Annotated in this window: 15 protein-coding genes; 10 read left to right on the forward strand and 5 right to left on the reverse strand. The window is 31.3% G+C overall.

What is annotated here, in order from left to right; genetic code table 11:
* The first annotated feature begins 37 nt into the window (after nucleotides 1–37).
* The 6 genes from MUN68_RS11815 (at nucleotide 38) to MUN68_RS11840 (ending at nucleotide 6,689) form a co-directional block, all read left to right on the forward strand.
* Nucleotides 38–1,006: a DUF368 domain-containing protein gene (locus tag MUN68_RS11815; protein ID WP_249996070.1), complete on the forward strand. Its 969-nt coding sequence runs from the start codon at nucleotides 38–40 to the stop codon at nucleotides 1,004–1,006.
* Nucleotides 1,006–2,025, forward strand: coding sequence for a DUF368 domain-containing protein (locus MUN68_RS11820; protein ID WP_249996069.1), 1,020 nt, complete (start codon nucleotides 1,006–1,008; stop codon nucleotides 2,023–2,025). The genes MUN68_RS11815 and MUN68_RS11820 overlap by 1 nt, the downstream gene beginning before the upstream one ends.
* Entirely contained in the window at nucleotides 2,018–2,758 is a 741-nt protein-coding gene (locus MUN68_RS11825; RefSeq protein ID WP_249996068.1) for a shikimate dehydrogenase family protein, read from the forward strand. The genes MUN68_RS11820 and MUN68_RS11825 overlap by 8 nt, the downstream gene beginning before the upstream one ends.
* Before the next feature lie 79 nt (nucleotides 2,759–2,837).
* Entirely contained in the window at nucleotides 2,838–4,964 is a 2,127-nt protein-coding gene (locus MUN68_RS11830; RefSeq protein ID WP_249996067.1) for a DUF349 domain-containing protein, read from the forward strand.
* A gap of 57 nt (nucleotides 4,965–5,021) precedes the next feature.
* Entirely contained in the window at nucleotides 5,022–6,260 is a 1,239-nt protein-coding gene (locus MUN68_RS11835) for a DEAD/DEAH box helicase (RefSeq protein ID WP_249996066.1), read from the forward strand.
* A 42-nt stretch (nucleotides 6,261–6,302) separates the two neighbouring features.
* Nucleotides 6,303–6,689, forward strand: a complete 387-nt coding sequence (locus MUN68_RS11840; protein WP_249996065.1) for a DUF2306 domain-containing protein — start codon at nucleotides 6,303–6,305, stop codon at nucleotides 6,687–6,689.
* Nucleotides 6,690–6,694: 5 nt separating this feature from the next.
* Here MUN68_RS11840 and MUN68_RS11845 read toward each other — a convergent pair whose 3' ends face one another.
* From MUN68_RS11845 to MUN68_RS11855, 3 genes are read right to left on the reverse strand one after another with little or no spacing between them, the layout of a single operon-like run.
* The gene (locus MUN68_RS11845) at nucleotides 6,695–7,855 is read right to left on the reverse strand and encodes a hypothetical protein (RefSeq protein WP_249996064.1); all 1,161 of its coding nucleotides are present in this window, start codon (nucleotides 7,853–7,855) and stop codon (nucleotides 6,695–6,697) included.
* A complete protein-coding gene (locus MUN68_RS11850) occupies nucleotides 7,839–8,357 on the reverse strand; it encodes a hypothetical protein (protein WP_249996063.1) in 519 nt (172 codons plus the stop codon). The genes MUN68_RS11845 and MUN68_RS11850 overlap by 17 nt, the downstream gene beginning before the upstream one ends.
* Nucleotides 8,341–8,886 carry an RNA polymerase sigma factor gene (locus MUN68_RS11855; RefSeq protein ID WP_249996062.1) on the reverse strand — a complete coding sequence of 182 codons (546 nt, stop codon included), beginning with the start codon at nucleotides 8,884–8,886 and terminating at the stop codon, nucleotides 8,341–8,343. The genes MUN68_RS11850 and MUN68_RS11855 overlap by 17 nt, the downstream gene beginning before the upstream one ends.
* Nucleotides 8,887–8,996: 110 nt before the next feature.
* On the opposite strand from MUN68_RS11855, the gene MUN68_RS11860 reads away from it, so the two are divergent.
* Nucleotides 8,997–10,316 (forward strand): hypothetical protein, encoded by a 1,320-nt coding sequence (locus MUN68_RS11860; RefSeq protein ID WP_249996061.1) that lies wholly within the window; start codon nucleotides 8,997–8,999, stop codon nucleotides 10,314–10,316.
* A gap of 2 nt (nucleotides 10,317–10,318) precedes the next feature.
* Here the strand turns inward: MUN68_RS11860 and MUN68_RS11865 are convergent, their stop codons facing one another.
* Nucleotides 10,319–10,729 carry a hypothetical protein gene (locus MUN68_RS11865; RefSeq protein WP_249996060.1) on the reverse strand — a complete coding sequence of 137 codons (411 nt, stop codon included), beginning with the start codon at nucleotides 10,727–10,729 and terminating at the stop codon, nucleotides 10,319–10,321.
* Nucleotides 10,710–11,300, reverse strand: a complete 591-nt coding sequence (locus MUN68_RS11870) for an RNA polymerase sigma factor (RefSeq protein ID WP_394357644.1) — start codon at nucleotides 11,298–11,300, stop codon at nucleotides 10,710–10,712. The genes MUN68_RS11865 and MUN68_RS11870 overlap by 20 nt, the downstream gene beginning before the upstream one ends.
* Before the next feature lie 140 nt (nucleotides 11,301–11,440).
* Here MUN68_RS11870 and MUN68_RS11875 point away from each other — a divergent pair, with 140 nt between their 5' ends.
* From MUN68_RS11875 to MUN68_RS11885, 3 genes are all read left to right on the forward strand, one after another.
* On the forward strand, nucleotides 11,441–11,782 hold the full coding sequence (locus tag MUN68_RS11875) for a DUF6249 domain-containing protein (RefSeq protein ID WP_249996057.1): 342 nt from the start codon (nucleotides 11,441–11,443) through the stop codon (nucleotides 11,780–11,782).
* A 119-nt stretch (nucleotides 11,783–11,901) separates the two neighbouring features.
* On the forward strand, nucleotides 11,902–13,698 hold the full coding sequence (locus MUN68_RS11880; RefSeq protein WP_249996056.1) for a DUF885 domain-containing protein: 1,797 nt from the start codon (nucleotides 11,902–11,904) through the stop codon (nucleotides 13,696–13,698).
* The gene (locus MUN68_RS11885) at nucleotides 13,682–14,668 is read left to right on the forward strand and encodes a peptidase associated/transthyretin-like domain-containing protein (protein WP_249996055.1); all 987 of its coding nucleotides are present in this window, start codon (nucleotides 13,682–13,684) and stop codon (nucleotides 14,666–14,668) included. Before MUN68_RS11880 ends, MUN68_RS11885 begins: the two co-directional genes overlap by 17 nt.
* Nucleotides 14,669–14,764: the final 96 nt, after the last annotated feature.

The following is a 14,764-nucleotide window of genomic DNA, read 5'->3' on the forward strand; positions in this document are numbered from 1 at the left end:
TTCCTATTTCATACCTTTACTCCTCTTATTTGTAAAAATGATTAGACAATTTAAAGATTACATATTTATATTATTAAAAGGAATAGCCATGGGAGCTGCAGATGTAGTTCCTGGAGTTTCAGGAGGAACTATTGCATTTATTTCTGGCATTTATGAAGAACTTATTGAAAGCATAGACAATATCAATCTAGGTGTTTTCAACATTTGGAAAAAAGAAGGACTTAAAACCGCTTGGAAATCTATAAACGGAAGTTTTTTACTCGCCTTATTTTCTGGAATTGCAATCAGCATTCTATCGCTAGCAAAACTAATAAAATGGCTACTTCATAATGAACCAATTTTGTTATGGGCTTTCTTTTTCGGACTAGTTCTCGCGAGTATTTTATACATTGGTAAACAAATCAAAACTTGGTCTCCAAAAATTATAATAGCAATTATTTTAACTACGATTTTATCTTACTACATAACATTAGCTGAACCATTTGCGTCTCCTGACAGTCCATTTTACCTGTTATTCTGTGGTTTTATTGCTATAATCGCTATGATTCTACCAGGCGTTTCTGGAGCTTTTATTTTACTTATTCTTGGCGCTTATGAAACTGCCATTAATACCGTAAACAATCTTATTGAAGGTGTTTCAACAGGTAATTGGGATGTTTTGAAAGATGCTTTACTAAACTTTTTCATGTTAGGCTTAGGTGCAATCATTGGATTAAAAGTCTTTTCAAAAGTTCTTAATTGGATGTTTAAGCATCAAAAAAACCTCACCTTGGCTATCCTAACTGGATTCATGATTGGTTCATTAAATAAAATTTGGCCTTGGAAAAACGTCTTAAAAACACGCATCAATTCTGAAGGATTAGAAGTTACTGTTTTAGATGAAAGTATCTTACCAACTTCATATAGTGGAGATTCTCAAATCCTTTTAGCCATTGTTTTTATTGTTATCGGATTTGCAACTATTTTAATTCTTGAAAGCTTAGGGAACAAAAAACCAAAAGCCTAATGGAAGCGACAAGAACCTTTAAAGATCGTTTATTTTTGGTCATTAAAGGACTTGGAATGGGAGCTGCTAATAAGGTTCCAGGTGTTTCTGGAGGAGTCGTTGCATTTGTTGCAGGATTTTATGAAGAGTTTATTTATTCACTACAGCGTGTCAACAAAACAGCCTTTAGACTATTGTTTAATGGTCGATTCAAAAGTTTTTACCATTACATAAATGGTCGCTTTTTAGCCCTACTATTTTCTGGAATGATTATCAGCTACTTTAGTATTTCTAAAATCCTAGATTACTTTCTACAAAACCATGAACTGTATGTTTGGAGTTTATTCTTCGGTATGATAATCGGCTCCATCTATTACATTAATAAAGATTTTAAAGACTGGAATTATAAAAGTATTACAGCATTAAGCATTGGAGTTATCCTTGGAATTAGCATTAGCTTTTTAGATCCAGCTATGGAAAACGACAATTTATTATTTGTGTTTTTATGCGGTATAATTAGTGTATCTGGCATGACTCTTCCTGGGTTTTCAGGCTCCTTTATTTTAATTCTTCTTGGTAATTATGTGTTATTATTAGTAGATTCTGTAAATGCACTCTACGATACATTTTCAGAAATTATTACTGGTGATTTTAGTTGTATTCAAAATGAAATTAGAGTAAGGCTTCTAAAAGTTTTAACCGTATTCACATTAGGTTCTGTTACAGGATTAGTTACGTTTTCTCATGTATTAAGCTATGTACTTAAACACTTCAAAAGCATTACTACTGCTTCTATAATCGGCTTTATTATAGGTTCACTAGGTGTCGTTTGGCCTTGGAAGAACACCGTATTTAAAACACACGATAATGGCAGTTTTTTATTAGATTCAAGAGGTGAAAAAATAATAGCAAACTACGAACGTTTTATACCAGAATTAAATAGTAAAACGTATTTTGCAATCGGCTATATAATCATTGGAATTTTAATCGTACTAGCTCTTGAATGGTATGGTCAACGAACAAAACAAACACATGTCTAGATTAGGATTATTAGGAAAAGACATATCGTATTCATTTTCTAGAGGTTATTTCAAATTAAAATTTGAAGCTGAACAATTACCTTTTACTTATGAGAATTTTGACATTGAAAATATAACAATGCTCCCTAAACTTTTACAAGACAATCCAGATATTTTGGGTCTAAATGTTACCATTCCATATAAAGAACTAATCATACCATATCTTGATAAATTGGATAAGAAAGCGAAAAAAATTGGAGCTGTAAATACAATTACAATAAGTCAAAAAGGAAAACTTAAAGGTTATAATACGGATTGCTATGGATTTAAAAACTCAATAAAACCATTTTTGAAGACGCATCACAAAAAAGCTTTAATTCTTGGTACTGGTGGCGCATCAAAAGCTATAGCATATACGCTAAAAAAACAAAATATTAAGTTTGAATATGTTTCAAGAACAATCAAACCTCATGTGAAATTCACCTATGACACTTTAACGATTACAGACATAAAGGCCTATACAATTATAATCAATTGCTCTCCAGTTGGCACACATCCAAACGTAAATAGTTGCCCAAATATTCCCTATGATGGAATTTCCGATGCTCATTTATTGTACGATTTAATCTATAATCCTGAAGAATCAAAGTTTCTCAGACTAGGAAAAACACAAGGTGCTCAAATTTGCAACGGACTTAAAATGCTAGAGTTACAAGCTGAAAAAGCATGGCGAATATGGAATTTAACCAAATAACCCTTCTAAATAAAGCATCTTTTTTGTAAATCAGCCACCTATTAGTATCTTAGCCTTCTAATATTAAAAACATTGAAAAATGTCTGAGAACGATAACCTGCAAGATGCAGATGGAAAGATTGAATTAAATACTACAGAAACACCTCAAACTCCTGAGGAATCAAAAGTTGCTGAAGCATCAACTTCCGAAGAAATAAAAGAGTCAATTGAAACAACTGAAACGACACCTGAATCTACAATAGAAACGGAAGGTACAACTGTAGAAACTATAGACGTTTCCGAAGCTGTAAAAGAAGACACTACTGAAACGAGTGAAGACGTTACTGTTGAAACTGAAGTAGTTTCTGAAGAAGCCAAAGACATAGCTACTGAAGAGGTTAGCGAACCAGTTATAGAAACTTCTGACAAAGCCGAATCACATGTTGAAGAGATTGATGAAGCCAATGCAGAAGATGCAGAAGATGAAACCAATGCAGAGCGACATGAAGTTGAAAGTAAAGACTATCATGCCATGACAATGGAACAATTGGTTGATGAACTTGAAGCACTTATAAAAGATCAAAAAATACAAACTATAAAATCTCAAGTCGATGAGATTAAATCTGAATTTCATTCCAAGTTTGGTGAACTCCTTGAAGAAAAGAAAGAAGAGTTTTTAAGTGAAGGCGGAAACGTTATAGATTTCTATTTCACAACTCCAGTTAAAAAGCGATTTAACGACGCTTTTAAATCATACCGAAATTCTCTAAATGCATATTACAAAGCCTTAGAATCTAATTTAAAGCAAAACTTAGAGAATAGACTTACTATCATAGAAGAAATCAAAGGCCTTATTAACGTTGAAGAGAACATTAACACGACCTATAAACATTTTAAAGATTTACAAGAACAATGGCGAAATGCTGGTCCAATTCCTAGAGACCGTTACAATAATGCATGGAATTCTTACCATCACCATGTAGAAGTTTTTTACGATTTCTTACACTTAAATCGTGATTTACGCGATATGGATTTCAAGCATAATCTCGATAAAAAAACTAAAATTATTGAACGTGCTGAAGAATTAGCAGCAGATGATAATATCAATAGATCATTTAGAGAATTACAAGTACTTCATAAACTTTGGAAAGAAGAATTAGGACCTGTAGGTAGAGAACATAGAGAAGAAGTCTGGGAACGTTTTAGTAATGCAACAAAAACGATTCATGATAAACGTCAAGCTTATTATGCCGATTTAGATAAAGCTCACGAAGTTAATTTGGTAAAGAAAGAAGACATAATTTCTAAAATTGAAGACATTGCTCAAGATCAGCCAAAGAGTCATCAAGCATGGCAAAATAAGATAAAAGCAATTGAAACATTACGTCAAGATTTCTTTAATGCAGGAAAAGTTCCTATTAAAGTTAATGATGCTACATGGACAAAGTTTAAAACAGCTGTTAGAAATTTTAACAGAAGTAAGAATACATTTTACAAGTCACTTAAAAAAGATCAGTTTGATAATCTTCATAAAAAACAAGAGCTTATAAAATTAGCTGAAGAAAATAAAGACAGTGACGATTTTGACAAGACAACGTCTTTAATGAAAAAAATACAGTCTGATTGGAAAAGCATTGGGCATGTTCCTAGAAAGGATAGTGATAAAATTTGGAAGCAATTCAAAAAAGCGTGCAACCATTATTTTGATAGAATGCATGAAGAGCGAAATGCAGCTAGCAAAGAGGAAATGGCAGCTTTTGAAGAAAAATCAACCTTATTAGAAACGGTTAAAGCCATCGAACTTTCTGGGAAACCAGAAAAAGATATTGAAACAATCAAAACACAAATTAATGCTTGGAAAGCTATAGGACATATTCCATCTAACAAACGTTTTATTGATGGTAAATTCAATAAAGTTATTGATGGTCTTTTTGGAAAATTAGATATGGATAAAGCGAAATTAGAAATGATGAAGTTTGAAAATAAACTTGAAACATTATCTAATCCTAATGATACGCGACTTTTAGATAACGAACAAAACTATATCAGAAAGAAAATTACTGAAATTAAAGGCGAAATAAATCAGCTCGAAAACAACATGCAGTTCTTTTCTAATGTTGACGAATCTAATCCTTTAGTGAGAGATGTAATTAAAAACATCAATAACCATAAAGACAGCCTTCAAACTTGGGAAAATAAGCTCAGAAAAGTAAAAAGCATGTACTAAACTATTAATTAGTATAAAGCTCAACAAAACAATTACCTTTGCTAGAAATGTAAACAGATGTCCTTTAAAGAGCTCAATCTTAATAAAGCTATTGTAAAAGCTATTGATGAAGCAGGCTATACAGAACCTACTTTAATTCAAGAGCGAACCATTCCTTTAGTTATTGATAAAAAAGATGTCATTGCTTCAGCACAAACTGGAACAGGCAAAACTGCAGCATTTGCGTTGCCTATTTTGCAATTGCTTTTTAACAAACAAGATGCTCCAAAAAAAGGAAAAAAAATAAGAGCTTTAGTTGTAAGTCCAACGCGTGAACTCGCTGCACAAATTGGAAAAAACTTCCAAATCTACTCTAAATACACCAATTTAAGAACGACTGTTGTGTTTGGAGGTGCTGGAATTGAACCACAAATCGATATTCTAAAAAAAGGTGTTGATATCGTTGTTGCTACACCAGGACGCTTATTGGATTTACACAAACAAGACGTTTTAAACCTAGACTACATAGAGGTTTTAGTACTTGATGAAGCCGATTTAATGCTAGATATGGGTTTCATAGATGACGTTAAAAAAATAGAACGTTTATGTCCTGAAAAGAAACAGAATTTGTTGTTTTCTGCAACCATGCCTTTTAAAGTGGAACAATTAGCAAACTCAATTTTAAATGCACCAGTACGCATTGAAGTTACGCCTACATCTTCAGCAGCAAAAAATGTGAGTCAGATTTTATATTATGTTCCTAAGCGAAATAAAATGGAACTGTGTTTGCATTTATTACGAAATACAATCAAAGGAAAACGCATTCTTATTTTTAGACGCACAAAATTTGGTGTTGACAAACTAGAAAGCACACTAACTAAAAACGGTTACAGTGCAGAACGTCTTCATGGTGACCGAACCCAAAGTGAACGACAAACAGCTCTTAATAAATTTAAGCATGCAGAAGTTAATATTTTGATTGCTACAGATGTTGCAGCACGTGGTATTGATATCAATGAATTAGATGCTGTTGTGAATTTTGATTTACCTAATGTGCCTGAAACTTATGTACATCGTATAGGAAGAACAGGTCGAGCTGGTAATTTTGGAAAATCATATTCGTTTTGTTCTGCAGATGAAAAAAGTTACGTGAAGAGTATTCAGCAATTGATTAATGTACAAATTCCAGTTGAAGACAATCATCCATATCCTTTAGATCCAAAAGCCAAGCCAATTGTTCATAAAAAACAAGGTAGTAAATATAAAAAAGGACGAAAAGGTGAAGGTTCAAAAAAGAAAAAGAAACGTTGGTATTAGTTAGTTGGCTGTTGGCTGTTGTATACTTAATTAAATTACAATATGGATTATAACACTTTAATGTTTTTACATTTATACACAGTAGTTCCTTGTGTTTTTATAGGTGGCTTCCTTTTAATCATAAAAAAAGGAACTCCCATTCATAAAAAGCTAGGAAGGATCTATATGATTCTTATGCTTTTTACTGCTGTTGTTACACTCTTTATGCCAGCTGCAGTTGGTGGTCGGATTTTGAATCATTTTGGATGGATTCATTTGTTTAGTGTTCTAACACTTTGGACTGTTCCTACAGCTTATTTAGCAATTAAAAAAGGAAACGTAAAATCACACAAACGAAAAATGATATTACTCTATTTTGGCGCGATAATTATTGCTGGAGCATTTACATTTACACCTGGTCGGTATTTACATGAGGTATTTTTTATGTAAACAATTTAGTCAAGTATATCAATAAAATCTTTTCCAAGTCTTATAATTCCGTTTATCGTATTAATAGAAACTTTATTCAATACTGAAGGCGTATCATTTCCATAGACCAACATTTTTACTGGTTTATTTTGTTTACTTGGAGGTGTTTCAAAAATTGTATTATCTACGTAATGAACTGTTGCATATCCTTTTGTAATCATCAAAAAATTTGAAGTATTTTCAGGATAGTATACATTTATCTTTGAATACTCTGTGTTCATTATATATTCACCCATTTCAGAATTAAAATCATAGAGCCAAAACTGACTATTAAAATCATTAATTTTAGTATTCTCTCCTACTTCTCCTATACTAAAATCAGAAAACTCAGAATCTATAACGACATTATCTAAAGCTCCTATTATGATAGAATTTAAATTCTTAAAGGCATATTTACCACCAGATGTATGATGCGCTTTAAATCTACCATTATTCATTTTAAAGCTCGATAATTGGTTAGTAAAACCTAAACTTCTAATGGTACTATTCTCTGCATCACAATTGATTTTATTTTCAGAGGCATAATTAAATCTTACTTCAGATTGCTTCAGTTTTAAATTGAGTTTCATTTGCTGAGGCACTTTAATAACAAACTTAACATTATACAATTTCACCTTATCTAAATCAACTTTTTCAGTTGTTCCATCAACCTTAAATTTTCTAAACATTTCTAAAACAACTTCAGCCTTAGATTCATCCCATAAGAATTTACCAAACAAACTTTCTTTAGATTTTTTGAACTTCCTATAGGTCAATTCTGGTGTCGGCATGACTTTATCTAAAGAAATTCCGAAATCACTTTCTAAATTATAAACCTTACTTGACATTTTTGTTTTACTATCTATTTTCAGCACATATGCATCACCATTTTGAATCACATCTGTTGTAATACCTTTTAGAATAGATTTGATTTCACCTGTTCGGTAGTTTTTAAAATCAATAGCATAGTCTATATAAATATGTTCATCAGGAGACGTTTCTAATTGAACAAAAGCATTTCTTATATCAAGACTTAATTCAGTTTTATCTGTAGCAATTAATTGCTTACTTAAAATAGGACTGTTTTGCGCAAAAGCAGATAATGATGTAATAACCATCATTACCACTAATTTAAATGCTGTTTTCATAGTGTTCGTTTTTTTGATCTATTAATTTGATTTGTGATTGGATGTCTTTAAGTAATTTTAATCTGATTTGCAGATTATTAACTAAATCTTCAATGACCATGATATTATTAGAATCGGTTTTAAATTGCTCTGAAATTTCTTGATAATCCTTATCCAATTCAGCTAACTTTTTTTTGAAACGTTCTACTAAAATCTCATCCTCTGCAATGGCCACAAATTTTCCCCATTCTAAATCTATATCCTTGAGATACTTATCTTCTATAGCTTCAATTTGAGCAATAATTGGAGAGACTTTTACAGCATCTGAATTACTTGTAAACACCAAGAAACCAAAGGTTAATGCAATTATAAAAATCGCAGCAATTTTTAACCAGAGCCATGATATTGGTTGTTTGCTTTCTTGAGCTTTAAGCTTATCATAAAACTCTTTCCTGTGATGTTCTGGCAATTGTTTTTCAGAAGCTTCTTCATCTTTAAATAAGTCTCTAATATCTTGCTTCATTGTATATTGTTTTTAAAAGTTTTTGTAATTGTAATTTACCTCGTCTCAAATGTGTTCTTGACGTCTTTATCGGAATATCTAAAATGTTTGAGATTTCCTCGTGATCATAACCTTCCGCGAGATATAAATTGACAACAATTTTATATTTAGGTTTTAGTTTTTCAATAGCTTTCAAAATATCTACTTTAGAAATGCTGGTATCAAATTGCCAATCTGAAACGTCTAAAATCGCTATGCGTTCCACCTCAACATCTGAAAACTCAATTTGTCGTTTCTTTATAATATCCAAACAGGTATTTATGATAATTCGCTTTAACCAAGCACCAAACGCATAATCTGGTTTATAGTTATTAATATTTGCAAATGCTTTTAAGAAGCCTTCTTGCATAGCATCCTTCGACTCTTCATCATTTAAATATCTACAAGCCACATTAAACATGGCATCACAGTATAAATCATAAATTTGCATCATGGCCTTTTCATCGTTCTTTTGGCATTTTGCAATTAAAATATGATGTGTTTTTGACATTCAGTTCTGGTTAGTTTTCAATAGTAATAACGAAAGAAACTACTTAGGGTTTCAAAATTCTTAAATTATTTTAATAAAAGTGGTTATCTTTAATCGCAAATCCAATCTAAATGAGTTCTGATTATAAAAATCCAGCATTTAAAAAATTATTACAACGACTACAAGAAGAAAGTTGGCAGTTAGAATTAATTATATCTGGTTTTGCCATTTTTGGACTTATAACAGCTATTGGGCCAATTAAAGAAGCCGTTAGTATTGCCGAATCAAAACAACAGTTAGTATTAACAATCATACTGGGTATTGCATTAGTATCTTGTTCTATCTTAATTTTTAATTTATTACTACATGTTGTATTAAGAGGACTTTGGATTGGCACCTTAGGCTTACGTTATGTGTCTGGAGATATTGATTACGACTCCTTAAACTACAGTGAAAAATTCACTAAATATCTAAAAAAAAGAGTTGGCTCGTTTGACAAATATGTAGCGACTTTAGAAAACTATTGTAGCATTATTTTTGCTGTATCATTCTTATTAATCTTCTACGTTCTAGCCTTAACTTTTACAATTATTACCATCGTTTTAATTATAGCAAAAATTATAGAAAACGATAATTTACCAGAAACATTTAGAACTGTGATTGGTATTATTCTTATTCTTTTCTTTTTATTTGGAATGGTACTTACTTTTATAGATTTTATCACCCAAGGTTGGCTAAAAAAGAAAAAGTGGATTTCTAAGATTTATTTTCCAATCTATTGGGTCTTCAGTTTTATCACATTATCTTTTTTATACAGACCTTTAGTCTATAATTTTTTAGATAATAAATTTGGAAGACGATTAAGTTTCGTGCTTTTACCTGTGTATCTTTCCATTTTGATTTTAACGTCCTTTAAATACAAGCCTTCAAACTATTTTGATGGTGTCAATCAATCTTCAGAGATCTCAGCGAGTAGATTAAACTATATGGACCAGTTAAGTGATAGCGAACATATAGATGAATTTGCTATTTCTTCCAAAGTTATAACAACACCATATTTAAACGTATTTTTCGAGTTAACTGATAATGTGGAAGACAATATATTTAACTTCAAGTCAGATTTGAAACCTGTTAATGACAAAAGAGGACTGCGGAGTGGTATCATTTTTACAGATAACAACACCAACTGGTCCTCAATACGAAACCAACAAAACAAATATTTAGAAGCTCTTAACCAAGTCTACTCTGTTAAAATTGACAGTACAGATTATGATGGAGAGTTTATATTATCTGAAAACAAACACAAAGATTTAGGCTTTGAAACCTTTGTAAGCATCAAAGATTTGGAAGAAGGAAAACACCTTTTAAAAGTGATTAGAAGACGAATAAAAGATGGAGATACAGTTAAACATTCAGTATGCAAAATTCCATTTTGGCATTTTAAAGAGTAGTTTTATTTATAGCGTTTATCTAATTGATGCTTTAAAATTGAAATTTGTATGGCTAGCATAATTCCAAATAATATTGCAACATAAAACATCGTTTGAGACACATTAAAACCTGTGATTACAGCTGGAACTTCAAAATTAACATAGCGATCTAATTTTAAATATTCAATTCCTTTAATGTCAGTACCAGAAGCCCCAAAAAGTAAATATCCAAGCACAGAAACTATTACAATACCAATACATAACCAAATACGTTTTGATATTAAAGGCACATAAGTGGTTGCGTTAGAAACTTCTAGTGCATTTATTTGAGTCATAACCGCTTGAGTAAAATCAAACGACGGACTTTCAACTGCTGATTTACCTATCACTTTTCGTGATAAGTCGTCTAAATGTTTATCTGCGTTCTCTTTCATAATAATCGAGTGTTTCTGGTTCTAAATGTGATTTTAAAATTGTTGCCAATTTTTTTCGACATCTAAATAATTTCACTTTTATTGAGTTAGCTGTAATTCCAACAATCTTTGAAATTTCATCTAAAGATAAGTCATCAAAATAATATAAGGTTAATAAAAAACTGTCTTCGCTTGGTAACGTTTCAATACATCTTTGTATCGCTTCTTTTCGCTCATTAATCTCCATTTTATCTAGAGCATTATCAATAGTAACAACTTCATGTGCTGTAAATTCGTTTATTTCAACATTATTCAGATGCTTTTTGTTCTTTTTAATTCTGTCTAAGCAACTATTATAAGCCACTCTATAAATCCAAGTTGAAAATTTCGAATCGCCTTTAAATTTATGCAACGACTTATAGGTTTTTATAAACGTATCTTGCGCAACTTCTTCTGCTTCTTCTCTATTCTTCAACATTCTCAAGGCTAAAGTAAACACTAAGTCTTTATAACGGTCTACCAATATTGTAAATGAATTGGTATCGCCTTCAATAATTTGATTGATGAGTATTTGATCGTTGGTGGTCATTATTAAAGATAAGACGACTCAACTAATTATATGGTTACAACATATTATAAAAAACTTTTTTTTTTAAAATTGTGTAACCAGATTGAAATGTCTGTCGTCATAAGCTCAGAACATATAAATTTAATCAATTAAAAAACAACATTATGGAAGTAATAATTATCGGAATCATTTTTGGATCTATTTTTAGCGTATTCTACTTATATTTTTCAACAAGAAACAAAGAACGTTTGGCTCTCATTGAAAAAGGTGCAGATGCTTCAATTTTTATGAGAGGAAGACAGCAGACTGCTCCAATATGGAAAGTACTCATTCTTAATTTTGCATTATTATTAATGGGAATAGGACTAGGAATCATCATTGGTGGCATCATAAAAGAGAACTTAAATGTAGATGCTGAAATAGCAATGCCAGGAACCATATTTCTGTTTGCAGGTTTAGGATTGTTTTTAGGATTCAATATGACAAAAAACTTAGATAAAGAATAAGGCTTAATCAACGAATTAATTTTAAAAACTGCTATGCAATCGATAGCAGTTTTTTTATACTTTTTTAACCTCATTATTATGTATCTTTAGCTTTTAATTTTGAAAAATAACGCCTTAAAATGAAAAAAATAATAACTCTTATTGTCATCGCAATTTGCTTTTCAGCATGCAAAAAAGATAAAGAAACTATAGAAAACACTCAAACTGTAAATAAAACACCAAAAAACGATACTTTCGACTTAGTATTAAGTAATTATTACGAAACAAGTTTAAAACAAAATCCTCTTAATGCTACTTCAGCTGGAGATTCTAGATTTAATGATCGTTTACCGAATTTTCTATCTGATGATTACGCCAAACAAATTAAAGCGTTTTACCAGAAATACAAAACCAAAATGAATTCGTTTAGTGATAACGAGTTATCTCCAAGTCAACAATTAAGTAAAGAAATTTTAAATTGGGAATGTGACATTATTCTTCAAGGTTTAAGTTTTAATGAAGATTTAATGCCTATCAACCAAATGTGGACGCTTCAATTAACAATTGGACAGTTGGCAAGTGGATCAAGTTCACAACCTTTTAACACAATTGAAGACTACAAAAATTGGCTAAAACGTATTGATGGTTACTTACTTTGGATGAATTCTGCTGAAGAAAAAATGAAAGAAGGGATTGATCGTGGTTATGTACTACCAGAATCTTTGATCGTAAAAGTGCTTCCGCAGTTAAAAGCATTAACCACTGCAAATATGGACGAGCATTTGTTTTATAATCCAATTAAAAACTTTCCTGAAAGATTTCCTGAAAAAGATAAAGCAAAGTTAGCCGAATTATACGAATCAAAAATCAAAAATGAAATTGCTCCTGCTTATAAAAAATTATATGATTTTATGAGTACAACATACTTAAAACATGGACGTACAACTAGTGGAGTTTCTGACCTGCCAAATGGACTTGAATACTATAGTCATCAAATAAAAAAATACACAACAACTTCTATGACTGCCGATGAAATTCATCAGTTAGGCTTAAAAGAAGTCGCTCGTATTTTATCTGAAATGGAAGCTGTTAAAAAACAAGTTGGTTTTGAAGGTGATATCATCGCTTTTTTCGATTTTGTGAGAACCAATAAAGAGTTGATGCCTTATGACAATCCCAAAAGCGTTATTGACAATTTTAATGAAATTCATAACACAATGAAACCTCAAATTGAAAAGCTTTTTGATTTAAAACCTAGAACAGCTTTTGAAGTACGACGTACTGAAGCTTTTCGTGAAGCATCAGCAAGTGCAGAATATAATCCAGGTGCTTTAGATGGTTCTCGACCAGGTATATTTTATACACCAATTCCTGATGCCAAAACATACAACGTATTTGCCGATGAAGCTTTGTTTTTACATGAAGCCATTCCTGGACATCACTTTCAAATTTCATTACAGCAAGAAAATAAAGACTTGCCAGACTTCAGAAAAACACTTTGGTATAGTTCTTATGGAGAAGGTTGGGCATTATACTGTGAGTCTTTAGGAAAAGAGTTAGGTTTATACACAGATCCATATCAGTATTTTGGAATGTTAAGTATGGAAATGCATCGTGCTATTCGATTAGTTGTTGATACAGGAATTCATACTAAAGGATGGTCTCGTGAAAAAGCCATTAAATATTCGCTTGAAAATGAAGCTGAAAGTGAAGCAAGCATCATTTCCGAAATTGAACGTTATATGGCAAATCCAGGACAAGCCTTATCGTATAAAATTGGTCAGCTTAAAATATTAGAATTACGTGCTAAAGCTGAAAAAGAATTAGGTGATAAGTTTGATATTGCTCAATTTCACAATCAAGTACTAGAATCGGGTTGTATTCCTCTAGCATTATTAGAAACTAAAATAGACAATTGGATTGCATCAATTAACTAAATATTTCACAGGATTCATAGCCTGTATCGTTGCTAGTGGTTTTGCGCAAACTAAAGTGATTAGTAGCGAAACAAATTATCCTGTTTCGTATGCTACCATTTCATTTGGTAGTGGTCAGGGTATTTTTGCAGATGATGAAGGCTATTTCTTTTTTACAAAAAAATTATATCCAGATGTAGATTCACTATATATTTCGGCATTGGGATTTAAAGAAAAAGTAATCGCAACCGTAAACCTTCCTAAAACTATTTTTTTAGATATAGAAACGAATGCTTTAGACGAAGTTATTATTACAACTACAGTAAACCGTAAATTTAAAACACAAACGCAAAAACCATATTTAGATGACGACTATTACAAGTGTTGGCTTCCAACTATTGAAAGTGAAATAGCTGTATTTTTTCCTAATGACGACGATAAACTAAAAAAGATTACATCCATCTTATTTCCTATAACATTAGAGTCACGTGATTGGAAAAAACGAAAACGCAGTAATGCAGACAAAAGAGCCTTCTCAACGTTGTTTAAAGTAACATTTTATAATAACGACAATGGGTTTCCAGGCGAACCACTCACCTACTCAAATATTGTTTTTAGAGCTACAGAAAAAAATGGAGATGAATTTAAGCTCAATGTTACAGAACATGATTTAATAATTCCAGAAAACGGCTTTTTCGTATCGCTTCAAGTTCTTGGTTATACAGATGCAAAAGGGAAACTCTTACCTAACAAAAAATACAAAGAAATAAAAGGCAAAAATGGTACTGTAAAAATACCTACTAATTTTAGACCTTTATTACCTTTTACTGATGAGATTGAAGATTATCGCACGTATATTAAACGTGTTTTTATTAATGGTAATAGTTGGGTTCAATTTAAAAAAGGAAATGGTATAGAATCGGGCTTACTTCGTACAAATCTAAATAATTATGGCATTGGCATGACTTATAATGTCTATAAAGATGAATAATTCTTGGCATTTTTTTTTATTATCGGGAGAAAAAGAAGCTGTTAACATCCAAAAACAAGTTTTGATTCAACGTAGTTCTTTACAATTTGAACTCCT

This window comes from Psychroserpens ponticola (genome assembly GCF_023556315.2).
Taxonomy (GTDB): domain Bacteria; phylum Bacteroidota; class Bacteroidia; order Flavobacteriales; family Flavobacteriaceae; genus Psychroserpens; species Psychroserpens ponticola.

What these genes read in the sequence shown, in the direction of transcription:
- MUN68_RS11815 (WP_249996070.1), top strand. Translation starts at nt 38, where the DNA reads ATGATTAGACAATTTAAAGATTACATATTTATATTATTAAAAGGAATA.
- MUN68_RS11820 (WP_249996069.1), top strand. Translation starts at nt 1,006, where the DNA reads ATGGAAGCGACAAGAACCTTTAAAGATCGTTTATTTTTGGTCATTAAA.
- MUN68_RS11825 (WP_249996068.1), top strand. Translation starts at nt 2,018, where the DNA reads ATGTCTAGATTAGGATTATTAGGAAAAGACATATCGTATTCATTTTCT.
- MUN68_RS11830 (WP_249996067.1), top strand. Translation starts at nt 2,838, where the DNA reads ATGTCTGAGAACGATAACCTGCAAGATGCAGATGGAAAGATTGAATTA.
- MUN68_RS11835 (WP_249996066.1), top strand. Translation starts at nt 5,022, where the DNA reads ATGTCCTTTAAAGAGCTCAATCTTAATAAAGCTATTGTAAAAGCTATT.
- MUN68_RS11840 (WP_249996065.1), top strand. Translation starts at nt 6,303, where the DNA reads ATGGATTATAACACTTTAATGTTTTTACATTTATACACAGTAGTTCCT.
- MUN68_RS11845 (WP_249996064.1), bottom strand. Translation starts at nt 7,855, where the DNA reads ATGAAAACAGCATTTAAATTAGTGGTAATGATGGTTATTACATCATTA.
- MUN68_RS11850 (WP_249996063.1), bottom strand. Translation starts at nt 8,357, where the DNA reads ATGAAGCAAGATATTAGAGACTTATTTAAAGATGAAGAAGCTTCTGAA.
- MUN68_RS11855 (WP_249996062.1), bottom strand. Translation starts at nt 8,886, where the DNA reads ATGTCAAAAACACATCATATTTTAATTGCAAAATGCCAAAAGAACGAT.
- MUN68_RS11860 (WP_249996061.1), top strand. Translation starts at nt 8,997, where the DNA reads ATGAGTTCTGATTATAAAAATCCAGCATTTAAAAAATTATTACAACGA.
- MUN68_RS11865 (WP_249996060.1), bottom strand. Translation starts at nt 10,729, where the DNA reads ATGAAAGAGAACGCAGATAAACATTTAGACGACTTATCACGAAAAGTG.
- MUN68_RS11875 (WP_249996057.1), top strand. Translation starts at nt 11,441, where the DNA reads ATGGAAGTAATAATTATCGGAATCATTTTTGGATCTATTTTTAGCGTA.
- MUN68_RS11880 (WP_249996056.1), top strand. Translation starts at nt 11,902, where the DNA reads ATGAAAAAAATAATAACTCTTATTGTCATCGCAATTTGCTTTTCAGCA.